Consider the following 23,967-nt stretch of genomic DNA (forward strand, 5'->3'; position numbering starts at 1 on the left):
GAGATGGCATGAGCTTGCACTGGGAGCCCGCCACCGGACGAGCCGACCTGCTGGCCGGCCCGGTGGCACGGGCCGTGACGGCGGTCGACGGCGTCGAGGTGACCGAGATCGACCCCGACCTGGCCGACACCGCGGCGTTCTGCGACCGTTACGGCGTACGCCTCGACGAGTCCGCCAACTGCGTGATCGTGGCCGCGAAACGGGGCGGCGAGACCCGCTACGCCGCCTGCATGGTGCTCGCGACGATGCGGGCCGACGTCAACGGCGTGGTGCGCCGGCATCTCGAAGCCCGCAAGGCGAGCTTCGCGCCGATGGCCGAGGCCGTCGAGCTGACCGGCATGGAATACGGCGGCATCACCCCGATCGGCCTGCCCGAGGAGTGGCCGATCCTGGTGGACACGCACGTCGCCGAGCACGCGAGGGTGGTGATCGGCAGCGGGCTGCGCCGCTCGAAACTGGCGCTGCCCGGTGCGGCGCTCGCCGGGCTGAAGCGCGCCGAGGTCCTGCCGCTGGCGGGCTGAAGGAGAAATCGAGGCCGATTCGAGACCCACGTCCGGGAAACCGGAGAGGCCCTTCCGGACGTTGTACGAGGTGGGAATGTGGCCTCATGGTTCATCTCGTGGGCGGGGATTAAGCCGGTATGGTGCTTCATGCCATGAACGATGACCGACTAGGCCCTTACCGGCTGCTCAGGCGGCTCGGTGAAGGCGGGATGGGCGTTGTCCACCTCGCTGTCGACCCGCAGGGGCGGCAGGTGGCGGTCAAGGTCCTGCGTGGCGAGGTCGCGGGCGACGAGGTCGCCAGGCGGCGGCTTTCGCGCGAGGTCGAGACCATGCGCCGGGTGCGCAGCAAATACATCGCCGAAGTGGTCGACGCCGATGTGACCGGTCATCGCCCCTACATCGTCACCCGTTACGTGCCCGGACGTCCGCTCGACGAGATCGTCAAGGACGACGGGCCGCTCGACCTGCCCGCGCTGGTCCGGGTGGCGCACGGCGTGGCGGCGGCGCTCGCCTCGGTGCACTCGGTGGGCGTGATCCACCGCGACCTCAAGCCGGGCAACGTGCTGATCCTGGACGGCGAGCCCGTTCTCATCGACTTCGGCATCGCGCAGGCGGTCGACGCGACCCGGCTGACGCAGACTGGCATGTTCATCGGTACGCCCGGCTACCTCGCCCCCGAGATCATCGAGGGCCAGGAGGCGGGCCCCGAGGTCGACGTGCACGCCTGGGCGGGCACGCTGCTCTACGCCGCGACCGGCCAGCCGCCCTTCGGCAAGGGCACGCTGGAGATGATCTTCTACAACATCACCGCGGGCAAGGCCGACGTGAGCGCGGCTCCCGCGACGTTGCAGCCGCTGCTCAAGGCGGCCTTCCAGCGCAACCCGGCCAAGCGGCCCAAGGCGGCCGAGCTGGCCGAGCAGACCGCCCGGATGCTGCCGCAGCCGCCGCCGGGCAGCGTCCCCGACGAGATCTCGACGGTGCCGCGCCCGCCGGAGAACCCGCCGCCGCACCTCGCCGACCGGCCGTCCTACGACATCTCCACGCCGGCGGTCACGCCGCGGCGGCTGCTCGACGGGCAGGAGCGGCAGCCGACGATCCCGCCGCAGGACCAGCCGTACGTGTCGCTGCTGCCCGGCCAGGAGGCCCCGAACCCGCCGGGTTCCGGCGTGCCCGGCGGATCGCACCCCAACGTGCCCGCGGAGAGCCTGCTCGGCGACGGCGGCGACCCCTGGCCCACCCGCAGGGTGACGCCGGAGGAGCTGCGCCGCATCCAGCGCGAGAACGCCGCGGCGGCGCCCCCGCAGCAGCCCGTGCAGCAGCCCGTGCAGCCCTGGCCCGGCCTGCAGAGCGGCGGGCACCCGGTGCCGTCCGGCGAGGAGGACGTGCCCACTCGCCGGGTCCGTCCCGGTTCGCCGGAGCTGGGCCGCTCCAACCTGTCCGGCCCCAACCTCTCCGGGCCCAATCTCTCCGGGCCCAACCTGCACGGGCAGGGGCTCGACGCGGCGCGGCTCACCCCCGGCGTGGCCGGGCCCGTGCCCGACGCCGGCCGGATGGCCCCGGGCTACGACCCGGCGGGCCGCGTGGCCCCCGACGTTCCCGAGTACGGCCGCCACGGCCCCATGCCGATGCAGCCGCCGCCCTACATCCCGGCGCAGCAGCACTACCATCACGACCCGACGCAGCGGGAGCCTTACCTGCCGGGCGTGATCCCGGGCAACCCGCTGCAGCGGTCCAGGGCGTACGGCGTGGCCGGCTGGATGCTGCTGGTCATCATGGTCGTGGCGGCGGCGCTGGAGCCCCTGCTCGTGGCGGTCGTGGCCGTCCCGTTCGCGGTGCTGCTGCGCGCGGCCGACCTCGCGCAGCCGCAGCTCGCCGGAAGGCGCCCGGCCGGGGCGGCGGCGCTCGACGTGCTGCGGGTCTTCGCCTACCCGGCGGCGCTGGCCAAGTCGGCGGGCATCACGCTCGCGCTCACGCTCTACGCGCTCATCCTGGGGCTGCCGGTGACGCTGCTGCTCACGGTGGTCACCGACACCACCACGTCGAACGCCCTGGCCTGGGGCGCGGCGGTCGCGCTCTGGACGGTCTGCGCGGGGCCCGGGGTCGAGGGCCCCGGCAAGCAGATGCGCAGAACACTCGCATCGCTCGTACCCTCGAGGACAGCGGCGATGGTGATGGCGGGAGTTCTGGCGGCGGTCGCCGCGCTCTCGCTGATCCTCGCCATCAGCACGTTCGGGGACAAGCCAAGGGGGGCTGGATGGACTCCGCTGAACGTCGGGCCAGTGACGGACCAACTGGACGGCTTGAGGGTGAACACCGGGGGATGACACGGGAAGGGCGGCGATGAGCATTCAAGCACCGGAACGCCTGGGCCCGTACCGGCTGGTCAGGAAGATCGGCGAGGGCGGCATGGGCGTCGTCCACCTCGGCCTCGACGGCGAGGGGCGCGAGGTCGCGATCAAGGTGCTGCACCCGCACGTGGCCGCCGACCTCAAGGCGCGCGACCGGCTCACCCGCGAGGTGGAGACCATGCGGCGGGTGCGGAGCCCGTTCGTGGCCGAGGTCATCGACGCCGAGCTCGTGGGCGGGCAGCCCTACGTGGTGACGCGCTTCGCGCCCGGCCGCACGCTGGAGGACACCGTCCTGGCCGACGGGCCGCTCGCCGCGCGCGAGGTGATCAAGCTGGCGCAGGGGCTGTGCCAGGCGCTGGTCGCCATCCACGCGGCCGACGTGATCCACCGTGACTTCAAGCCGTCCAACGTCATGCTGGTCGACGGGGAGCCGCTGGTCATCGACTTCGGCATCGCCCACCTGGTCAACGCGACCCGGCTGACGCAGACCGGCATGTTCGTCGGCACGCCCGGCTACCTCGCGCCCGAGATCATCCGCGACTCCGAGATCACCCAGGCGGCCGACGTGCACGCGCTGGCCTCGACGGTGTTCTTCGCGGCCACGGGGGCGCCGCCGTTCGGCACGGGGACGTTCGAGTCGGTCTGCTTCAACATCATGGAAGGGCGGGCGCAGCTCGACAAGGCGCCCGCCTGGCTGCGCGGCTGGCTGAGCCGCGCGCTGCACGTCGAGGCCGCCTCCCGGCCGAGCGCGCAGGAGCTGCTGCGCATGGCGAGGGCGCTGGACCCGGCGGTGACGACGTTCAACGAGACGACGTCGTTCGACGGGCCGACCGGCACCAAGCGCATGGGCAGCGGCACCCGCGTGATGGGCCAGAGCGACTACTCCGACCTGCTGCCGCCGGTCGAGTACGCCAAGCCGCAGCCGCCGCCGCCCCCGCCGCCCAGGCAGCGGCGCGAGCAGGCGCCGCCGCGTCCGCGCCACGAGGAGCGGCCCCGGCAGGACGAGCGTCCGCCGCCCTACGTGCCGGCCCGCCCGCCCTACGGCGACCAGCGGGTGGCCGGTTACCCCGCGCCGCCGCCGCAGCAGCAGGTGCGGCCCTACACGCCGCCGCCCGCGCCGCGCCAGCAGACCCAGCCGCCCGCCGAGCGCAAGCGCTACCTGTTCGGCGCCCAGCTCACGGGGCTGCTGCTGCTGGTCACGCTGGTGGCGGTGACCGTGATGCTGCCCGTCATGGCGGGCGCGATCGCGGTCGCGCTGGCGCTGGTGCTGCGCCTCGGCGAATACCTGTTCGGCGACATGGTCAAGCGGCGGCAGGTGCGCGGCAGCAGCGCGGCCGACCCGCTGCTCGCGCTGGTCGGCACGCCGTGGGCGCTGATCAAGTCGGCGCTGGTGACGGCGGTGCACGTGCCGCTGGCGCTGCTGTTCGGCGTGTGCGTGTGGGGCGTGCTCCACTGGGCGGGCGGCATGCATCTCAACGAGGCGGCGGCGTACGGGGCCGGGGCCATGGCGGCCGGCCTGTTCGTGCTGCCCGGCGGCGGCGCGCCGCGCCAAGCGGTCACCCGCTCGCTCACCGGCGTCCTGCGCACGCCGGGCGCGGCCCTGGTCGCGGTCGTGGTGGTGGGCACGGCGGCGCTGTTCGCGGTGATGTTCGCGCTGGGGCAGGACCCGGTGTGGACGCCGTGGCGCGCGCCCAGCAAGATCATCGACGAGCTGAGCGCGCAGGCCAGCCAGACGGTGACCGGGCTGATCACCGGGCTCATCGGCAGCCTGCTCGACGACCTCGGCCTGGGCTTCCTGACCAACTGGTTCTGAGCCGGCGACGGGTGCCGGCGTGTCTCCGGCCGCTCCCTTGGGGAGAGTAGAGGTATGAGCGAGCGCCTCGGCCCGTACGAACTCCTCTCGCGCCTGGGGTCGGGCGGCTTCGGCGAGGTGCACCTGGCGCTCGACGCGGAGGGCCGTACGGTCGCCGTCAAGGTGCTGCACCCGCACGTCGCCGCCGACGCCGCCGCGCTGGCCCGGCTGGCGCGCGAGGTGGAGACCATGCGCAGGGTCGGCGGCCCCAACGTGGCCGAGGTGCTGGACGCCTCGCTGGAGGGCGGGCGTCCCTATCTGGTGACCCGCTACGTGCAGGGCCGGCCGCTGAGCGCCGTCCCCACGCCGGTCGAGGACCTGCGGCGGCTGGCCGCCGGGCTGGCCGGCGCGCTGGTCGCCATGCACGAGGCCGGGGTCGTGCACCGCGACCTCAAGCCCGCCAACGTCATCCTGACCGAGGGCGACCCGGTCGTCATCGACTTCGGCATCGCCAGCGCGCTGGACTCGCTGTCGGTGACCGCCTCGGGCGCGGTGGTGGGCACGCCCGGCTACCTGGCCCCCGAGGTGCTGGAGGGGCGGCAGGCGGGCATGGAGGCCGACGTGTTCTCCTTCGGCGCGACCCTCGCGTACGCGGCCACCGGGCGGCAGCCGTACGGGCAGGGCCCGGCCGCCGCGGTCGCCTACCGGGTCGTGCACCATCCGCCCGACCTGGAGGGCGTGCCCGGGTGGCTGGCGCCGTTGTTACGCGAGTGCCTGGCCACCGACCCCGCCAAGCGGCCGACGGCGGCGCAGATCTGCGCCCTTCTGGGCGTCGAGCACGTGCCCGCCGCTCCCCGTGCCGTCCGTCCCGTGCCCGCGCGGCCCGGCGACGACACCGCGACCATGGAGTGGCGGCCGGGCGAGGACCCGCGGCGCCGCAGGGTCGAGGAGTCGAGGGCGCGGCACCGGGAGAAGGTGCGCAGGCGGTGGGTGATCGGGTCGGGGCTGTTCGTGTCGTTACTGGCGGCCGCGGCCTGGAAGGTGCTGCCGGAGGTGGGGTTGTTCCTGCTGGCGGCGTACGCGCTGGGCGTGGTCTCGGACGCCGGGGTCGCGCTGTTCACGCGTGGCCCGTACCGGCGGTCCCGTGTGATCGTCGATATGGTCGCTGTGGCAGGGGTTGTCGGCCTCTGCTTCGGGCTGGCGGCGGTGTTCAGCACCTTCACCCTGGCGCTGTTCGCCGGAACGGCGCTGGTCGTGGGGGTCGTGTTCCTGCTGTCGGCCTGAGCCGGCCACTGCGGGGGGCGGGCGGCACGAACAGAATGAAGTTCGGTATGGTGGAGGGGCAGAGTCCGGCGTGCCGACCGTGCTTCCGCACGGTTTGCGCGTAAGCTACTCATGGGTAACATGACCGCGACAAGCCACCCTCTGCCGGAGGCCGGACAGGCACCTGGCAGTCTGGACAGCATTGCATCCGGCGCCCACCGCAGCGACGCGGTGGCGCACGCGAAACGGGAGGTCGGCCACCGGCCATGAACATCGTCGTCTGCGTGAAGCAGGTCCCCGACACGGCGACCGAGCGCAAGCTGCGGTCCGATGACAAGACGCTCGACCGCGACGCCGCCGACGGCGTGGTCAACGAGCTTGACGAGTACGCGGTCGAGGAGGCGCTGAAGCTCAAGGAAGCGCACGGTGGCGAGGTCACCGTGCTGACCATGGGCCCCGGCAAGGCCACCGAGACCATCCGCAAGGCCCTCGCCATGGGCGCCGATAAGGCCGTGCACCTGAGCGACGACGCGCTCCACGGCTCCGACGCGCTCTCCACCTCGTACGCGATGGCGCAGGTGCTCAAGAAGATCGGCTTCGACCTGGTGATCCTCGGCTCGGAGTCGACCGACGCGCGCACCGGCGTGCTGGCCGCCATGCTGGCCGAGCGCCTCGGCGCCGCGCAGCTCACGCTGGCCAACAAGGTCGAGGTCGAGGGCACCTCGATCCGCGTCCAGCGCATCACCGACTACGGCTTCGACAAGATCGAGGCCGCGCTGCCCGCCGTCGTGTCCGTGGTCGAGAAGATCAACGAGCCGCGCTACCCGTCGTTCAAGGGCATCATGGCGGCCAAGAAGAAGCCGGTCGAGACGCTCGCCATCGGCGACGCCTCCATCGACGCCGGGCAGGTCGGCCTGGACGCCGCCTGGTCCGAGGTCGTCGACTTCGCCGCGGCCCCGCCGCGCGCCGCCGGCACGATCGTCAAGGACGAGGGCGACGGCGGCGCGAACGCCGCTGACTTCCTCGCGTCCAAGAAGTTCATCTGAGAACGGGGGTTTACTGAAATGTCGGAGATTCTCGTTCTCGTCGAGCAGGTCGAAGGCGAGGTCAAGAAGGTCACGCTGGAGCTGCTCACGCTGGCCCGCTCGCTCGGCACGCCCGCCGCCGTCTGGCTCGGCCCCGGCATCACCGCCGACGCCAAGGCCAAGCTGGCCGAGTACGGCGCCGAGAAGATCTACGTCGGCGGCTCCGAGGAGCTCGTCCAGTACGTGGTGGCGCCCAAGGCCGAGGCGCTGGCCCAGCTCGTGGCCGACAAGTCGCCCGCCGCCGTGCTCGTGGCCGCCACGGCCGAGGGCAAGGAGATCGCCGGTCGCCTGGCCGTCAAGACCGACTCCGGCGTCATCACCGACGCCGTGGGCCTCGGCGAGGGCTTCGTGGCCGACCAGTCCATCTTCGGCGGCGGCGTCAACGTACGCGCCAAGGTCCGCAGGGGCACGCCCATCGTGGCCGTACGCCCCAACTCCACCGCTCCCGCCCCGTCCGCCGGCGCCGGCGCCGAGGAGGAGATCGCGGTCACCCTGTCCGACGCCGCCAAGGCCACGCGCGTGGTCGAGCGGGTCAAGCAGGAGAAGGGCGCCCGCCCCGAGCTGACGGAGGCCGCGATCGTGGTCTCCGGCGGCCGCGGCGTCGGCTCGGCCGAGAACTTCAGCGTCATCGAGGGTCTCGCCGACGCGCTCGGCGCGGCCGTGGGCGCCTCCCGCGCCGCGACGGACGCGGGCTGGTACCCGCACCAGTTCCAGGTCGGCCAGACCGGCAAGACGGTCTCGCCGCAGCTCTACATCGCGGCCGGCATCTCCGGCGCCATCCAGCACCGGGCGGGCATGCAGACCGCGAAGACGATCGTCGCGATCAACAAGGACCCGGAGGCCCCGATCTTCGAGCTGGCCGACTACGGCGTGGTGGGCGACCTGCACCAGGTCGTGCCGCAGCTCACCGAGGAGATCAAGAAGCGCAAGTGACGTACGACGCCGGGATGCGGCATGAACCCGCATCCCGGCGCCCGCCGCCCAAAGGACCTCCCTAGGGGCGCTTCGCGCAGAGGGCTCAGGCTGTGACCTCGGGGGGCACGGCCCCCGAACCCCCACTCGAAACCCGCTTCGCCGCTGCGGCGGCGCGTGGGGTGACGGCGTGCATGACCCTCGAAGACGGCGACGCCAGGACTTCGGCGACCGTTCGACACTCTGACTCATGGAAGCGACCCGCTCGTTCTTCACGGCCAGGCCCACGTGGACGCCCACCCGGCTCAGCGCGTACCGCAGCACGACGCGGAGCGGCGCGTACGTCGACAGGCTGGTGAAGAGCGGGGACCACCCGATGTTCACCAGCATCGTGACGGCGGCGCGCCAGCCGCGCCTGAGCCGCGACGAGCAGCTCCGGCACGGGCTCCGGCGCGTCCTCGACTGCGTCGCCGCCGCCCTCCCGGCACGCCGGGAGGGCAGCTAGGCGCGGAGGTCAGGCGGCGGCGGGCTCGCGCTCCCTGGTGACGGGGAGCGTGCTCACCGCGGCCGGTTCGCGGCTCGGGAGCAGGCGGCTGGCCAGCGCGATCAGCACGCCGAGCACGACGCCGATGCCGAGCGCGGTACGCAGCGTGGTGGCGTCCGACAGGAAGCCGATCACCACCGGGCCCAGCAGCAGGCCCGCGTACCCCATCGCGCCCGCCTGGGCGATCGCCGGGCCGGGGGTGGCGGTCGCCGTTCCGGCCAGGGACAGCGTGAGCGGCGAGATCGTCGCCACGCCGAGGCCGACGAAGAACATCGCGCCCACCGCCACCAGCGCCGCCGGGGCGAGCAGCACGATCCCGAAGAAACCGGCCGTGGCCACGCCGGAGACGGTCAGCATGCCGCGCACGCCGTACCTGACGCGCAGGCGGTCGCCGGTCAGCCGGGCGATGAGCATGCCCGCCTCGAAGACCGGGTAGCCGAGCGCGGCCACGGCCTCGGGGGCGCCGAGCTCGTCGCGCATGTAGAGGCCGTTCCAGTCGGCGACGGTGCCCTCCACCATGAAGGCGAAGAACATGATCGCGCCGAGCAGGTAGATGATCGGCGGTAGGCGCCGGCGGCCGGCGGCGACGGAGCGCTCGGAGGCGGGGGCCTCGGGCAGGTGCGTACGGCCGACCGCGATCATGAGCGGGAGCGCGACCAGGCCGATCAGCGCCACGTTGGCGGTGAACGACAGGCCGACGGCGATGGACAGGCTGCCGACGCCGCCCGCCGTGATCGCGCCGACGCACCAGCCCGCGTGCATGCCGTTCATGAGCGGCCGTCCGTACGCCTGCTCGACGGTGGAGCCCTGGGCGTTCATGGCGACGTCCACCATGCCGAACGCCATCCCGAAGAACGCCACGGCCACCATGAGCAGCGGCAGGTCGGGGGCGAAGGCCACGGCGACGAGGGAGAGCGCGGTCAGGGGGCCGCCGACCCGCAGGACCGTCCTGCTGCCCAGCCGGGCCATGACACGGCGCATGCTCTGCATGGTCACCAGGGCGCCGACGCCCCAGACCAGCAGCACGGTGCCGACCATGGACTCGGACAGCCCGAGTTTGTCGGTCAGCGCCGGGATGCGCACGGTCATCGTGCCCACCATCAGGCCGGCAAGGACGAAAGTGAGGACCGCCCCGTAGCGGGCACTCCTCAGGGCGCGGGTCATACGGCAACACCTTCCACAGAACAGTTACTTATGGGGATATTTCGGGCGGGCAGCGGCCGACGAGGCGAGGGCGGGCGTGCCGCGCGTACGTTCGCGCAGGGGGAGAGGGCACACCAAGCCCCCGACGCCGGACGAGCACTGGCGACGGGACGTATGGGACAGATGGGACGGAAAGGGCGAGACAGGAGGGTGGAACAGGATGAGGAGGGAGAAAATTCCAGGAACCGGCGGGGCCTGGAGGGGGAGCCGTGAGGGGCGGCGGAGCCGGACGTCAGGCGGGCGCGAGCAGCGCCCGCAGGCGCGTCTCCAAGGTCCGCAGGTCGGACTCGGTGTTCAGCTCCGGGGCGTGGCTGGCGACATCCCACAACCCTTCACAGGCGAGCCGGACGATCTGCGACGTCACCGGGTCGGGCTCGGCCTCCAGGTCCTCGCGATGCCAGCGGGCCATCGCCTCGCGCAGCGGGGCGAGCAGGAACAGGTTTCCCGACGCGCCCGTCACCACGGCCCAGCGTCGCAGCCGGCCCGTGCGCACCGCCGCCAGGGTCGCCCTCAGGTAGCGCTCGGTGTAGGTGTCGTCCTGCTGGGCTGCCATGAGCTGGTCGAAATCCTCGATCAGCCGCTCGACCATGCCCTTGATCAGGGCTTCCTTCGAGTTGAAGTGGTAGAGCAGCCCGCCCTTGCTGACGCCGGCCCGGTCGGCCACCGCGGAGAGGGTGAGCGCGGCCGAGCCCTGGTCGCAGAGGATCTCCTCCGCCGCGTCCAAAAGCTCGTCCCTTCGCATGCCTCTACTGTACCGGCCGGACGGTACAGTCGCAAACGAGATACCCTGAGCGGGTGACCAGACCGTCCGCCTATCTCGATCATGCCGCGACCACGCCCATGCTGCCCGAGGCGATCGAGGCCATGACGGAGCAACTCCGGCGGGTCGGAAACCCTTCCTCCCTGCACGCGGCCGGCCGGCAGACGCGCCGGGTCGTGGAGGAGTCGCGCGAGAGCATCGCCGACGCGCTCGGCGCCCGGCCCAGCGAGGTCGTGTTCACCTCCGGCGGCACCGAGGCCGACAATCTGGCGATCAAGGGCCTCTACTGGTCGCGCCGGCCCCGGCGGCGGGTGCTGCTCAGCGCCATCGAGCACCACGCCGCGCTCGACCCCGCCCACTGGCTGGCCGAGAGCCAGGGCGCCGAGGTCGAGCTGCTGGAGGTCGACGAGCACGGCATGGTGCACCCCGACACGCTGCGGGCCGCCGTCGAGCGCGACCCCGACGACGTCGCCGTGATCAGCGTGATGTGGGCCAACAACGAGGTCGGCACCATCCAGCCGCTCCACGTGCTCGCGGCCATCGCCCACGACCACGGCATCCCGTTCCACACCGACGCGGTGCAGGCCGTCGGGCAGTTGCCGGTGTCGTTCGCCGCGTCGGGAGCCGACGCGCTCACGCTCACCGGGCACAAGGTCGGCGGCCCGATGGGGGCCGGCGCGCTGCTGCTGGCCCGGGGCCTCACGCCGGTGCCGGTGCAGCACGGCGGCGGCCAGGAGCGCGACGTACGCTCCGGCACCCTCGACGCCCCCGCCATCGCCGGGCTCGCGGCGGCGGTCCGCACCGCGGTCGCGCACCAGGAGGAGACGAGCCGCCACCTGACCGCGCTGCGCGACGAGCTCATCGAACGCGTCCGCCAGGCCGTCCCCGGCGTCGTGCTCAACGGGCATCCCACCCAGCGGCTGCCCGGCAACGCCCACTTCTCCTTCCCCGGCTGCGAGGGCGACGCGCTGCTCATGCTGCTCGACGCCAAGGGAGTGGAGTGCTCGACCGGCTCGGCCTGCTCGGCGGGCGTGGCCCAGCCGTCGCACGTGCTGCTGGCGATGGGGGCCGACGCCGCCGCGGCCAGGGGCTCGCTGCGCTTCTCCCTCGGACACACCTCGACCAGGGAGGACATCGACCGCCTGATCGAGGTGCTGCCCGCCGCCGTCGAACGCGCCCGCCGAGCCGGGTTGAGCTGAGCCGCGCCCGAGGGCTGAGCGCCGCGTCCGGAGGCTGAGCCGCGCCCGAGAGCTGAGCGCCGCGTCCGGAGGCTGAGCCGCGTCCGAGAGCTGAGCGTCGCGTCCGGAGGCTGCCGAGCGCTAGCTGAGGAACGGCGAGACGGCCGTCCAGGCGGGATCGGTGGCGACGTCCACCCGGGGCTCGCCCTCCTCCCAGCTCACGATCAGCTCCTTGGCGTGGATCGCGGCGTCACCGGTCGGATCGGCGTAGACGTGGATGGTCCGTTGTCCCTCCGCGCTCAGGTGCGCGGCCAGCACCGCGTCGTCGCGCAGCTTGAGCAGGCGGGCGGCCAGCCGCTCCTCGAAGTCGCGCAGCGCGGCCAGCGACTCGCCGATCGGCAGCCCGGCCTCGTCGCGATGCGCGTACGGGAGCGTGATCGCGATGTGCTGGTCGAAGAGCGGATGATCGACCGGCCGCAGCGGGTAGCGGGCGGTGGCCACCAGCGGCGCGCCGCCGGCCGTCTGGCCCTCCAGCAGCACCCACTCCTCCTCGTCGTAGCCGGAGGCGAGGTCGGCGACCACGGCGGGCAGGTGCGGGGCGGCCACGGCGTCGATCGGCTCGAACGTCACCGCCGTGATCTCGCCCACCCACCGGGCCACCTCGTCCTCGCCGAGAAGCCAGTCGAGGGCGAGCAGCGCGGCGTCCAGCCTGACGTCCTCGTCGAGCTCGGCGAAGATCGGGTGGTAGGCGGCGACGTCCACGCGCGGCTGGTTGCGCGGCACCCGCAGGCCCAGCACGAGCTTGTCCAGCGCGAAGTCGAACCCGCCCACGTCCAGCGTCAGCTCGGCCGCCTGCGGGTTGGCCTGCCGCGACGGATGGAACTCCCACAACAGGTCGGCCGGCGGCGCGGCCTTGGCCCAGCGATGCGCGAGCGGGCGCAGCTCGGCGTCGCCCGCCGAGGTCACCACCAGGGCGTGCATGGCGTTGCGGCCGGGCGCGATCTCCCACACCAGGTCGGGGTGCACGGCCGCCACGGCGGGCGCCACCAGGTCCTCGAGCCCGGCGGTGTCGCCCGCGGCCACCAGCGCGTCGACGGCCGGCCTGGTCTCCTCCCACCACGTCCAGAATCCGGCGAGCCCGTCCTCGGATGACCCGCCGCCGTGGTCCTCGGCGTCCTTGCGCCCGAACAGTCGCATGAGCTGAATCCTCGCAGACGTGGGGCGCGCTCGCGCACCCTGTGTCTGCGTGGGGCGCGCTCGCGCACCCTGTGTCTGCGTGGGGCGCGCTCGCGCACCCTGTGTCTGCGTGGGGCGCGCTCGCGCACCCCGTGCCGGACAGTACGCTTGAACGGTCATGGGACTGCGTGTGCTTGCCGCCATGTCGGGCGGCGTCGACTCAGCCGTGGCCGCCGCTCGCATCGCCGAGGCCGGTCACGACGTCACCGGTGTGCACCTCGCGCTGTCGGCCAACCCCCAATCCCATCGCACGGGCGCCCGGGGCTGCTGCACGATCGAGGACTCCCGCGACGCCCGCCGGGCGGCCGACGTGATCGGCATCCCCTTCTACATCTGGGACATGGCCGAGCGTTTCCAGCGCGACGTGATCGAGGACTTCGTCGCCGAGTACGCCGCCGGCCGCACGCCCAACCCGTGCCTGCGCTGCAACGAGAAGATCAAGTTCGCGGCGGTGCTCGACCGGGCGCTGGCGCTCGGGTTCGACGCCGTGGCCACCGGCCACCACGCCAGGCTGACCGACGGCGTGCTGTCCAGGAGCCCCGACCAGGGCAAGGACCAGTCGTACGTGCTGGGCGTGCTCACCCGCGAGCAGCTCGCCCACGCGATCTTCCCGCTCGGCGACTCGACCAAGGCCGAGGTGCGCGCCGAGGCGGCCCGGCGCGGGCTGACGGTCGCCGACAAGCCCGACAGCCACGACATCTGCTTCATCGCCGACGGCGACACGCGCGGCTTCCTTGCCGACCGGCTGGGCGCGGCCGAGGGCCCCATCGTGGACGAGGAGGGCGCGGTCGTCGGCAGCCACCAGGGCGCCCACGGGTTCACCGTCGGGCAGCGCAAGGGCCTGCGCATCGACCGGCCCGCGCCCGACGGCCGGCCGCGCTACGTGCTGTCCATCGAGCCGGTGAGCAACACCGTCACGGTCGGGCCGCGTTCGGCGCTGGAGGTCACCACGATCCACTGCGGCCCGCCCGTCTGGAACGGCCCCGACCGGCGCGACGACCTGACCGTCCAGCTCCGCGCCCACGGCGAGGTCTACGGCTGCCGGTTCGCGGAGGTCGCGGGCGGCCTGCGCATCGACCTCGACCGCCCGGCCACCGGGGTGGCGGCGGGCCAGGCGGCCGTGCTCTACTCCGGCGACACGGTCATCGGCTCGGCCACGATCAGGTCGGCGAGCAGGGACCAGCTCGGCTAGCGGGTCACCGACCCTAGAGGGTCACCGACTCGCCGACCGCGAGGCGGCGGATGTCGGCGCCCTGCTTGTCGGCCTCCATCTTCAGCCAGCCGTCCACCAGCGCGAGCCCGATGTCGCTGTAGAGGGCGTCGTGCGTCGAGTACGCCCGCGCCGGCCGCACCGTGCGGAGATAGTTCACCATCTCCGCCAGCCTCAGCCACGGCCCGCCGGTCGGCACCAGCAGCGTGGGCACCTCGGCCGAGGGCACGGTCAGGGCGTCGCCGGGGTAGAAGACCTCGTCGTCCACCAGGAAGCCGACGTTCTGGACGATCTCCATGTCGGGATGGTTGGGCGCGTGCCGCTCGCCGAACACCCGGACCCGGAAACCGGCCGTCTCGAAGGCGTCGCCGTCGCGCACCACCTGCACCTTGGCCGGCACCTCGGACAACTGGGCCGCCACGCCCTCGCACGTGAAGACCTCCAGGCCGGGCGAGGAATCCCGCAGCTTCGCCACGTCCACGTGGTCGAAGTGCTCATGCGTGATCAGCACGGTGTCGGCGCCGTCCAGCACCGGGTCCCTGGTGAACGAGCCCGGGTCGATGACGAGGACCTTGCCGTCCTTCTCAAGGCGGACGCAGGCGTGACCGTATTTCGTGAGCTCCATGGCGAAGAGCCTACGCTTGTGCCATGTCAACGTGGGAAGCCACCGGGGTCGGCTCGCACCCGGGCGACGATCATCTTGAGGCGATCCGGGTCGTGTTCGGCGAGGTGCCCGGACTGCCCTATCTGCCCGAGCTGCCCGCGCGAGGCGTCGGCGCCGACCTGATCGGCCGGACGGCCTCGCTGCTGGTCGACATGCCCGTCGAGGTGCAGCCGTCGGGCTGGCGGATCGCCGACCGGCCCGGCCGCGACCATCAGCGGGCCGTCGACCACCTGCGGCGCGACCTCGACGGGCTGGAGGAGATCGGCCACGACTACGAGGGGCCGCTCAAGGTGCAGGTGTGCGGGCCGTGGACGCTGGCCGGGGCGATCGAGCTGCGGCACGGCGACAAGATGCTCGCCGACGCGGGGGCCGTACGCGACCTGACGGCCTCGCTGGCGCAGGGCGTGGCCGACCACTGCGCCGAGGTGCGGCGGCGGCTGCCCGGCGTGACGGAGATCGTGCTGCAGCTCGACGAGCCCGGCCTGCCGGGGGCGCTGGCGGGCACGGTGCCGACGGCGTCCGGGTTCGGGCGGCTGGCCGCCGTGGAGGAGTGGCGGGTGGAGGAGTCGCTGGGGCTGTTCGGCGAGCCGGTGGTGCACTGCTGCGCGCCCGCGGTGCCGTTCGCGCTGCTGCGGCGGGCCAAGGCGCGCGGGGTCTCCGTCGACGCCTCCCTGCTGCGGCGGCGGGACGAGGAAGAGCTGGGCGAGCTGGTCGAGGCCGGGATGACGCTGTTCCTGGGGGTCGTGCCTGGCGCCGGGAGCCGGCTGCCGGACCTCGGGGCGATCGCCAGACCGGCCGTGGAGCTGTGGCGGCGGCTCGGGTTCGCGCCGGACGAGCTGGCCGGGCGGGTCGTGCTCACGCCCGCGTGCGGGCTGGCCGGGGCCTCGCCCGCGTACGCGCGGGCGACGCTGGCCGCCTGCCGCAAGGCCGCCCGGGTGCTCAAGGACGATCCGGCGGGCGGCGAGGGCTAGCGGCACGCCTTCGTGAGCACGGTGTTGTCGGTGCTCAGCGGTAGCGTTTGCTCAGGTTGCCGTACGGAAGGAGAGCCCGCGTGAGCGAGTCAAGCACCGAGGTCCAGGGCGTGCCCGTGGCCGCGCTCAAGCGGCACGCCGAGCTGAGCGATCTGGTCGAGGACGCCCGCTGGCGCTACTACGTGCTCGACCAGCCGACGGTCAGTGACGCGCAGTTCGACGCGTGGTTCAGGGAGCTGCTGGCCCTGGAGGAGGCCCATCCGTCGTTGCAGACGCCCGACTCGCCGACCCAGAAGGTGGGCGCGCCGCCCTCGGGCGACTTCGCCAAGGTCCAGCACCTGGCCAGGATGGAGAGCCTCGACAACGCGTTCACCCCCGAGGACATGGCGGCCTGGCAGGCCCGCGCCGAGCGGCTGGCCGAGGGCGATCCGGGGCCCTACCTCTGCGAGCTCAAGATCGACGGCCTGGCCATCGCGCTGGTCTACCGTGACGGCAGGCTGGAGCGGGGCGCCACCCGCGGCGACGGGCGCACCGGCGACGACGTGACCGACAACGTGCGCACGATCCAGGGCGTGCCCCACCGGCTCACCGGCGACGACGTGCCGAGCCTGGTCGAGGTGCGCGGCGAGGTCTACATCCCGGTCGAGGGCTTCAAACGGCTCAACGAGCAGCTCGTCGAGCAGGGCAAGCCGCCCTTCGCCAACCCGCGCAACTCCGCCGCGGGCACCCTCCGCCAGAAGGACCCGCGCGTCACCGCGCAGCGGCCGCTGCGGATGCTGGTGCACGGCGTCGGCGTCTGGGAGGGGGCGGCCGCGCCGCGCACGCAGTCGGAGACCTACGCGCGGCTGCGCGAGTTCGGGCTGCCGGTCAGCGACCTCTACCAGGTGGTGCCGACGCTCACCGAGGTCAACGAGTTCATCGAGCACTACCGGGTGCACCGGCACGACCCGGCGTACGAGATCGACGGGGTCGTGGTCAAGGTCGACGACCTGCGCACGCAGCGCGAGCTGGGCTCGACCTCCCGGGCGCCGCGCTGGGCGATGGCCTTCAAATACCCGCCCGAGGAGGTCAACACCAAGCTCCTCGACATCCAGGTGGGGGTGGGGCGCACCGGGCGGGTGACGCCGTTCGCGGTGATGGAGCCGGTGGTGGTGTCCGGGTCCACGGTCGAGCGGGCCACGCTGCACAACGCCGCGATCGTGCAGAAGAAGGGCGTGCTCATCGGCGACACGGTCGTGCTGCGCAAGGCGGGCGACGTCATCCCCGAGGTCGTGGGCCCGGTGACGGCGCTGCGCGACGGGTCCGAGCGGGAGTTCGTCATGCCGACGCACTGCCCCGAGTGCGGCACGCGGCTCGCGTACGAGAAGGAGGGCGACGCCGACCTGCGCTGCCCCAACGCGCGGGCCTGCCCCGCGCAGATCCGCGAGCGCGTCTACTTCGCGGCCGGGCGGCGGGCGCTCGACATCGACGGGCTCGGCTACGTCGCGGCCACCGCGCTCTCCCAGCCGCTGCCGCCGCAGGAGCCGGTGGTGCGCACCGAGGCCGACCTGTTCGACCTCACGCTGGAGCAGCTGCTGCCCATCAGGTCCGTGGTCCGCGACCCCGACTCCGGCCTGCCCAAGATCGACCCGAAGACCGGCGAGGAGAAGGTCGTCACCCTCTTCTCCAACCAGAACGGCGAGCCCAGCGCCGGGGCCCGGCTGCTCATCGAGGAGCTGGAGCGGGCCAAGCAGGTTCCGCTCGCGCAGCTCCTGGTGGCGCTGTCGATCCGGCACGTCGGGCCGCCCACGGCGCGCGACCTCGCGGGCGCCCTGCGCTCGATCGACGCGATCATGAACGCGTCCGAGGAGGAGCTGGCCGCGATCGAGGGCATCGGGCCGCGGGTGGCGGCGACGATCAAGGAGTGGTTCGAGGTCGACTGGCACCGGGAGATCATCGAGCGGTGGCGGGCCGCCGGGGTGCGGATGGAGGATGAGCCCGCGCCGGAGAAGGGGCCGCAGACGCTCGAAGGGCTGACGTTCGTGGTGACGGGCACCCTGGAGGGCTACACGCGCGACTCGGCCTCCGACGCGATCGCCGCGCGGGGCGGCAAGGTGGCCTCGTCGGTGTCGAAGAAGACGTCGTTCCTGATCGCGGGGGACAACGCGGGGTCCAAGTACGACAAGGCGGTGACGCTCGGGGTGCCGATCCTGGACGGGGCCGGGTTCGCGGTGCTGCTGGAGGAAGGGCCGGAGGCGGCGGCCGCGGCGGCGGTCAAGCCGGAGGAGTGACCTGCCTGTACCGGGAGGGCCGGTACGCACCGAGCAGGATTTGCTACGTACGGTGGTTTTTGGGTATATGTCGGAAAGGAGAATTACGGACCGTACGCGCTTGGTTTCGCGAAGTGGGCTGAAGGTCGTACCCTCCCATAGTGACCTCATGGGGGTTCTGTTATCGATGACTGACCCAACCGACACCCGCGACACCGGACCACGCGTCGGCACGCCGCTCTGGGCGTTCCTCGCCGGCATCACGGTGATCGGCTTCACCGCTCTGCTCGTGGCCATGCTCAGGCTCGACGCCACGGGGCTCACCGCGCTGGCCCGCACCGCACTGTTCTGGGTGCTGGTGGTCCTCGTGATCCTCGGCGAGCTGCGGCCCGTGATGGTGTCCTCCGCCGCCTCGGTGGGCGGCACCTACCCGTCCACCATGTTCACCTTCGCCGTGCTGCTGCACTACGGGCTGCCGGTCGCGGTGCTGCTGCAGGCCGTCGCGGTCGCGCTCAACGGCGTGCTGACACGCAAGGCGTGGCACCGGGTCATGTTCAACATCGCGCAGTCCACCCTCGCGCTCACCGCCGCGGCCGTGGTCCTCGGGGCGTTCGGCATCGCGCCGAGTCCGTCCGTGCCCTGGGAGCCCGACGTGCCCGGCCTGGTGCCGATCGCGCTGGCCGGGATCGCCTACTTCGCCACCCGCGCCACCCTCGTCTGCGGCGCGGTCGCGCTGCACGAGCGGCGTTCGATCGTCCGGGTGCTGCGGGTCACCGTGGGGCCCCAGAGCCTCGTCTACGTCGCGCTGCTCGGCATGGCGCCGCTGGTCGTCGTGGTCATGAACCACACGCCCGGCCTCGTCCCGCTGTTCGTCGCGCCGCTCGCGGCCGTCTACTTCACCGCCACCCTGTCCATGCGCCGCGACCACCAGGCGATGCACGACGAGCTGACCGGCCTGCCCAACCGCAAGATGCTCATCGTGAGCACCGAGGAGGCGCTGGCCGAGGCCCGCCACGACGAGCGGGTCGGCCTGTTCCTGCTCGACCTCGACCGGTTCAAGGAGGTCAACGACACGATGGGCCACCCGGTGGGCGACCGGCTGCTGCAGATGGTCGCCCACCGCCTGACCCACTCCGTGCGGCCCGGCGACGTGGTGGCCCGGCTGGGCGGCGACGAGTTCGCCGTGCTGCTGCCCTCGATCCGCGACATCCACGCGGCCCGCGAGGTCGCGGCCCGGCTGCGCGCGGCGCTGACCGAGCCGGTGCGGCTGGAGGGCATGACGTTCGACGTGGACGCCTCGGTCGGCATCGCGCTCTACCCGGACCACGCCCCCGACTTCGAGCTGCTGCTCCAGCGCGCCGACGTGGCGATGTACCTCGCCAAGGAGGGACGCACCGGCGTCGAGCTCTACCAGCCGGACAAGGACCGCAACTCGCCCGAACGGCTGACGTTACTGGGTGACCTGCGACGCGCCATCGACGGTGGCGAGCTGCGGCTGCACTACCAGCCCGAGGTCGGGCTGGGCAGCGGCGCGGTGCGGGGCGTGGAGGCGCTGCTGCGCTGGCGGCACCCGGTGCACGGGATGATCCCGCCGTCGGAGTTCGTGCCGCTGGCGGAGCAGTCCTACCTGATGCGGCAGCTCACGGCGTACGTGATCGAGCAGGCGCTGGCGCAGGCCGCGTGCTGGTGGCACGGCGGGCTGCGGGTGCCGGTCTCGGTCAACATCTCGGCCCGCGACCTGCTCGACTCCGCGCTGCCCGAGCAGCTGGAGGTGGGGCTGGCCCGCTACGGGCTGCCGCCCTCGGCCATCCAGCTGGAGGTGACCGAGCGCATACTGACCGGCGACCAGGCCTACACGCAGGAGACCATCAAGGCGCTCGTCACGCTGGGCGTGCCGCTGTCGCTGGACGACTTCGGCACCGGCTACTCCTCGCTCATCCGGCTGCAGCGGCTGGCGGTGTCCGAGGTCAAGATCGACGCCTCGTTCGTCCGCAGGATCGCCGAGTCCGAGGACGACGACCGGATCGTCCGCTCGATCGTCGACCTGGTGCGCTCCTTGGGGCTGCGCTCGGTCGCCGAGGGCGTCGAGTCGGACGACGTCGCCATGCGGCTGGCCGAGATGGGCTGCGACGTGGGGCAGGGGTGGCTGTTCGGCGAGCCGATGCCGGCCGCGGAGATGACGGCCTGGCTGCGCGAGCGCGCCGGGGCCCTGTCCGCCGAGTACGGCTACCAGCCCGAGGTGACCCACACCGCCTGACCATGCCGCCGTGCTTCGTGGGAGCGCTTCCACGGATCGCCGCGCGGATGTTGCCAGGGGGTTAATCGTTCGGGTGCGCTGCGTCAAGCCCCCTAGGATGGCAGTGTCCAAAGACTCCATCCACGAAACGGGTTAAACGACTCATGTCCGCCATAACCCGCGACGAGGTCGCACACCTGGCCCGGTTGTCCAGGCTGGCGCTCACGGACGACGAGCTCGACCACTACGCCACCCAGCTCGATGCCATCATCGAGTCGGTCGCGAAGGTGGCCGAGGTCGCGGCCGAGGACGTTCCGCCTTCGTCGCACGCGCTTCCGCTCACCAATGTCTTCCGTGCCGACGAGGTGCGGCCGTCCCTGACCCCCGAGCAGGCGCTCTCCGGCGCGCCCGCCGTCGAGGACGACCGCTTCCAGGTGCCGCGCATCCTCGGGGAGGAGGCATGAGTCTCATCCGCAAGACCGCCGCCGAGCTGGGCTCGATGATCGCCGCGGGCGAGGTGTCGGCCGTCGAGGTGGCCGAGGCGCACCTCGACCGCATGGCCGAGGTGGAGCCCAAGGTCCAGGCGTTCCTGCACGTCGACCGCGAGGTGACGCTGGAGCAGGCGCGGGCCATCGACGCCCGGCTGCGCGCGGGCGAGAAGCTGGGCCCGCTGGCCGGCGTGCCGATCGCGCACAAGGACATCTTCACCACCCGCGACATGCCGACCACGGCCGCGTCCAAGATCCTGGAGGGCTGGCGGCCCCCCTACGACGCGACCGTCACCGCCCGGCTGCGCGAGGCCGGGCTGGTCATCCTCGGCAAGACCAACCTCGACGAGTTCGCCATGGGCTCCTCGACGGAGAACTCCGCCTACCACGTCACCCGCAACCCGTGGGACCTGACGCGGGTGCCCGGCGGCTCCTCCGGCGGCTCCAGCGCCGCGGTGGCGGCCTACGAGGCGCCGCTGTCCACCGGCACCGACACCGGCGGCTCGATCCGGCAGCCGGCCTCGGTCACCGGCATCGTGGGCATGAAGCCGACCTACGGCGGCTCGTCCCGCTACGGCCTTATCGCCTTCGCCAGCTCGCTCGACACGCCGGGCCCCTTCGCCCGCAACGTGCTCGACGCGGCGCTGCTGCACGAGGCGTTCTCCGGCCACGACCCGATGGACTCCACCTCCATCGACGCGCCGGTCCCGAGCGTGGTCGAGGCGGCCCGCAACCCCGACATCGCCGGCCTGCGCGTCGGCGTCGTCAAGGAGTTCTCCGGCGAGGGCTACCAGACCGGCGTGCTGGCCCGCTACCACGAGGCCGTCAAGCTGCTGGAGTCGCTGGGCGCCACCGTGGTCGAGGTCTCCTGCCCGTCGTTCACCACGGCGCTGCCGGCCTACTACCTGATCGCGCCGTCGGAGTGCTCGTCCAACCTGGCCCGCTTCGACGCCATGCGCTACGGCCTGCGCGTCGGCGACGACGGCGGACGCAGCGCCGAGGAGGTCATGGCGCTGACCCGCGCCGCCGGCTTCGGCCCGGAGGTCAAGCGGCGGATCATGCTGGGCACGTACGCGCTGTCCAGCGGCTACTACGACGCCTACTACGGCCAGGCGCAGAAGGTCCGCACCGTCATCGCGCGCGAGTTCGAGGCCGCCTACCAGCAGGTCGACGTCCTGGTCTCGCCGACCACGCCGACCACGGCGTTCCCGATCGGCGAGCGCGCCGACGACCCGATGGCGATGTACCTCGCCGACCTGTGCACCATCCCGTCCAACCTCGCGGGCAACGCCGCCATGTCGGTGCCGTGCGGCCTCGCCGACGAGGACGGCCTGCCGGTCGGCCTCCAGATCATGGCCCCGGTGCTCGCCGACGACCGCTGCTACCGCGTCGGCGCCGCCATCGAGCACGCCCTGGAAAGCCGCTGGGGCGGCAGCCTCCTGGCCCAGGCCCCGGAGCTGTAGGACTGCGGGCTGTCAGACGCGGACTGCAGGACGAGGGAGGAGACGGCGGCATGCTCACGCGCATCGAGATCGACGGGTTCACGTCCTTCCTGGACTGCGCCCTCGACGTGCCGCCGTCCCCACGCGAGCATGGCGCTCGTCGAAGAGGGCCCGCTGCTCACTGCGAGGAGAGGCGGACCGCAGGAGTTGTCCCACCGGCCGGTGGGACAGGGTCCGCTGCCGCGGTTCACGATGCAGCTCGTCGCAGAGCCGGTGCCGGCTCGAAGCCGCTTCCTCCGACCGCCCACGCGATAGCTGAAAAGCAACGATCTGAACTAAGGACCTCATCATGACTGCCGGTACGCTCATGCCGTACGACGAAGCGCTGGAGCGGTTCGAGCCGGTGCTCGGGCTGGAGACGCACGTCGAGCTGGGCACCAGGTCGAAGATGTTCTGCGGCTGCAAGACCACCTTCGGCGCTCCGCCCAACACGCAGGTCTGCCCGACCTGCCTGGCGCTGCCGGGCTCGCTGCCGGTGGCCAACGCCATGGCGATCGAGTCGACGATCCGCATCGGCCTGGCGCTCAACTGCTCGATCGCCGAGTGGTGCCGCTTCGCCCGGAAGAACTACTTCTATCCGGACATGCCGAAGAACTACCAGATCTCCCAGTACGACGAGCCGCTCTGCTTCGACGGCTACCTCGACGTCGAGGTGAACGGGGAGACCGTGCGCATCGGCATCGAGCGGGTGCACCTGGAGGAGGACACCGGCAAGTCCACCCACGTGGGCGGCGCGACCGGGCGCATCCACGGGGCCGACCACTCGATCGTCGACTACAACCGGGCGGGCATCCCGCTGGTCGAGATCGTCACCAAGCCCATCCCCGGCACCGACCGGCTCGCGCCCGAGGTCGCCCGCGCGTACGTCACCGAGCTGCGCGAGATCATGCGCTCGCTCGGCGTCTCCGACGTGCGCATGGAGGAGGGCTCGCTGCGCTGTGACGTCAACGTCTCGCTGATGCCGCGCGGCGCGTCGGAGTGGGGCACCCGCACCGAGACCAAGAACGTCAACTCCCTGCGCAGCGTCGAGCGGGCCGTGCGCAGCGAGATCGAGCGGCAGGCCGCCGTCCTCGCCGACGGCGGCACGATCGTCCAGGAGACGCGGCACTTCCACGAGGACACCGGCACCACCACGTCCGGCCGTTCCAAGGAGGAGGCGCAGGACTACCGCTACTTCCCCGAGCCCGACCTGGTGCCGATCGCGCCCGACCCCGCGTGGGTGGCCGAGCTGAAGGCGGCGCTGCCCGAGCTGCCGTCGGTGCGGCGCAAGCGGCTGCAGGCCGAGTGGGGGCTGTCCGACCTCGACATGCAGGCCATGCACAACGCCGACGCGTTCGACCTGGTCGAGGCGACGGTGGCGGCCGGCGCGCCGGCGGCCGACGCGCGCAAGTGGTGGATGGGCGAGCTGGCCCGCCGCGCCAACGAGACCGGCGTGCCGCTGGCCGAGCTGGCCATCACGCCGGCGCAGGTCGCGCGGGTGACCGAGCTGGTCGCCTCCGGCGCGCTCAACGACAAGCTGGCGCGCGAGGTGCTGGAGGGCGTGCTCGGCGGCGAGGGCGACCCTGACGCGGTCGTAGAGGCGCGCGGGCTGAAGATCGTCAACGACGAGGGCGAGCTGTCGGCGATCATCGACCAGGTGCTGGCCGACAACGCCGACGCGGCCGACAAGGTACGCGCAGGAAAGATCGCCGCCGCCGGCGCGCTGGTCGGCGGCGTCATGCGGGCGAGCAAGGGCAAGGCGGACGCCGCCCGCGCCCGCCAGCTCATCCTGGAGAAGCTGGGCGTGTCCGAGTAACCGTACGGACGTGTGGTCAGGGGCCTCG

19 protein-coding genes are annotated in these 23,967 nt (G+C 72.5%); 15 read left to right on the plus strand and 4 right to left on the minus strand.

From position 1 onward, the window contains the following. Positions 1–8 precede the first annotated feature (8 nt). From AC27IY_RS46710 to AC27IY_RS46740, 7 genes are all read left to right on the plus strand, one after another. Positions 9–521 (plus strand): YbaK/EbsC family protein, encoded by a 513-nt coding sequence (locus AC27IY_RS46710; protein WP_423446506.1) that lies wholly within the window; start codon positions 9–11, stop codon positions 519–521. Positions 522–655: 134 nt separating this feature from the next. After that, positions 656–2,827: a serine/threonine-protein kinase gene (locus AC27IY_RS46715; RefSeq protein ID WP_487181880.1), complete on the plus strand. Its 2,172-nt coding sequence runs from the start codon at positions 656–658 to the stop codon at positions 2,825–2,827. Between the two features lie 16 nt (positions 2,828–2,843). After that, a complete protein-coding gene (locus AC27IY_RS46720) occupies positions 2,844–4,664 on the plus strand; it encodes a serine/threonine-protein kinase (RefSeq protein WP_423446502.1) in 1,821 nt (606 codons plus the stop codon). A 54-nt stretch (positions 4,665–4,718) separates the two neighbouring features. Further along, complete coding sequence (locus tag AC27IY_RS46725) at positions 4,719–5,927, plus strand: serine/threonine-protein kinase (RefSeq protein WP_423446500.1); 1,209 nt, start codon at positions 4,719–4,721, stop codon at positions 5,925–5,927. A gap of 245 nt (positions 5,928–6,172) precedes the next feature. Beyond that, complete coding sequence (locus tag AC27IY_RS46730; RefSeq protein ID WP_364454124.1) at positions 6,173–6,952, plus strand: electron transfer flavoprotein subunit beta/FixA family protein; 780 nt, start codon at positions 6,173–6,175, stop codon at positions 6,950–6,952. Positions 6,953–6,970: 18 nt separating this feature from the next. Next, positions 6,971–7,924, plus strand: coding sequence for an electron transfer flavoprotein subunit alpha/FixB family protein (locus AC27IY_RS46735; protein ID WP_344217476.1), 954 nt, complete (start codon positions 6,971–6,973; stop codon positions 7,922–7,924). 229 nt (positions 7,925–8,153) lie between these two features. Then, positions 8,154–8,408 carry a hypothetical protein gene (locus tag AC27IY_RS46740; RefSeq protein ID WP_487181881.1) on the plus strand — a complete coding sequence of 85 codons (255 nt, stop codon included), beginning with the start codon at positions 8,154–8,156 and terminating at the stop codon, positions 8,406–8,408. A gap of 9 nt (positions 8,409–8,417) precedes the next feature. Here AC27IY_RS46740 and AC27IY_RS46745 read toward each other — a convergent pair whose 3' ends face one another. Together AC27IY_RS46745 and AC27IY_RS46750 are read right to left on the minus strand one after the other, a co-directional pair. After that, entirely contained in the window at positions 8,418–9,611 is a 1,194-nt protein-coding gene (locus tag AC27IY_RS46745) for an MFS transporter (protein ID WP_487181882.1), read from the minus strand. 271 nt (positions 9,612–9,882) lie between these two features. Next, complete coding sequence (locus AC27IY_RS46750) at positions 9,883–10,392, minus strand: TetR/AcrR family transcriptional regulator (protein ID WP_487181883.1); 510 nt, start codon at positions 10,390–10,392, stop codon at positions 9,883–9,885. Positions 10,393–10,445: 53 nt separating this feature from the next. Between AC27IY_RS46750 and AC27IY_RS46755 the strand changes: the two genes are divergently transcribed. After that, a complete protein-coding gene (locus AC27IY_RS46755; RefSeq protein WP_423446490.1) occupies positions 10,446–11,609 on the plus strand; it encodes a cysteine desulfurase family protein in 1,164 nt (387 codons plus the stop codon). 120 nt (positions 11,610–11,729) lie between these two features. Here the strand turns inward: AC27IY_RS46755 and AC27IY_RS46760 are convergent, their stop codons facing one another. After that, the gene (locus AC27IY_RS46760) at positions 11,730–12,785 is read right to left on the minus strand and encodes a DUF695 domain-containing protein (protein ID WP_344217466.1); all 1,056 of its coding nucleotides are present in this window, start codon (positions 12,783–12,785) and stop codon (positions 11,730–11,732) included. A 157-nt stretch (positions 12,786–12,942) separates the two neighbouring features. On the opposite strand from AC27IY_RS46760, the gene mnmA reads away from it, so the two are divergent. Then, positions 12,943–14,016, plus strand: coding sequence for a tRNA 2-thiouridine(34) synthase MnmA (gene mnmA, locus AC27IY_RS46765; RefSeq protein ID WP_344217464.1), 1,074 nt, complete (start codon positions 12,943–12,945; stop codon positions 14,014–14,016). Between the two features lie 13 nt (positions 14,017–14,029). Here mnmA and AC27IY_RS46770 read toward each other — a convergent pair whose 3' ends face one another. Beyond that, positions 14,030–14,659, minus strand: a complete 630-nt coding sequence (locus AC27IY_RS46770) for an MBL fold metallo-hydrolase (RefSeq protein WP_487181884.1) — start codon at positions 14,657–14,659, stop codon at positions 14,030–14,032. A 23-nt stretch (positions 14,660–14,682) separates the two neighbouring features. On the opposite strand from AC27IY_RS46770, the gene AC27IY_RS46775 reads away from it, so the two are divergent. The 6 genes from AC27IY_RS46775 (at position 14,683) to gatB (ending at position 23,939) form a co-directional block, all read left to right on the plus strand. Then, on the plus strand, positions 14,683–15,669 hold the full coding sequence (locus tag AC27IY_RS46775; protein WP_487181885.1) for a methionine synthase: 987 nt from the start codon (positions 14,683–14,685) through the stop codon (positions 15,667–15,669). 80 nt (positions 15,670–15,749) lie between these two features. After that, a complete protein-coding gene (ligA, locus tag AC27IY_RS46780) occupies positions 15,750–17,939 on the plus strand; it encodes an NAD-dependent DNA ligase LigA (RefSeq protein WP_344217458.1) in 2,190 nt (729 codons plus the stop codon). Between the two features lie 166 nt (positions 17,940–18,105). Beyond that, positions 18,106–20,175: a putative bifunctional diguanylate cyclase/phosphodiesterase gene (locus AC27IY_RS46785; RefSeq protein WP_423475446.1), complete on the plus strand. Its 2,070-nt coding sequence runs from the start codon at positions 18,106–18,108 to the stop codon at positions 20,173–20,175. A 143-nt stretch (positions 20,176–20,318) separates the two neighbouring features. After that, positions 20,319–20,618, plus strand: a complete 300-nt coding sequence (gene gatC, locus AC27IY_RS46790; RefSeq protein ID WP_242373478.1) for an Asp-tRNA(Asn)/Glu-tRNA(Gln) amidotransferase subunit GatC — start codon at positions 20,319–20,321, stop codon at positions 20,616–20,618. Next, positions 20,615–22,105: an Asp-tRNA(Asn)/Glu-tRNA(Gln) amidotransferase subunit GatA gene (gatA, locus tag AC27IY_RS46795; RefSeq protein WP_487181886.1), complete on the plus strand. Its 1,491-nt coding sequence runs from the start codon at positions 20,615–20,617 to the stop codon at positions 22,103–22,105. The genes gatC and gatA overlap by 4 nt, the downstream gene beginning before the upstream one ends. A 328-nt stretch (positions 22,106–22,433) precedes the next feature. Next, positions 22,434–23,939, plus strand: a complete 1,506-nt coding sequence (gatB, locus tag AC27IY_RS46800; RefSeq protein WP_423446480.1) for an Asp-tRNA(Asn)/Glu-tRNA(Gln) amidotransferase subunit GatB — start codon at positions 22,434–22,436, stop codon at positions 23,937–23,939. Positions 23,940–23,967: the final 28 nt, after the last annotated feature.

This window comes from Nonomuraea sp. B208, from assembly GCF_057536035.1.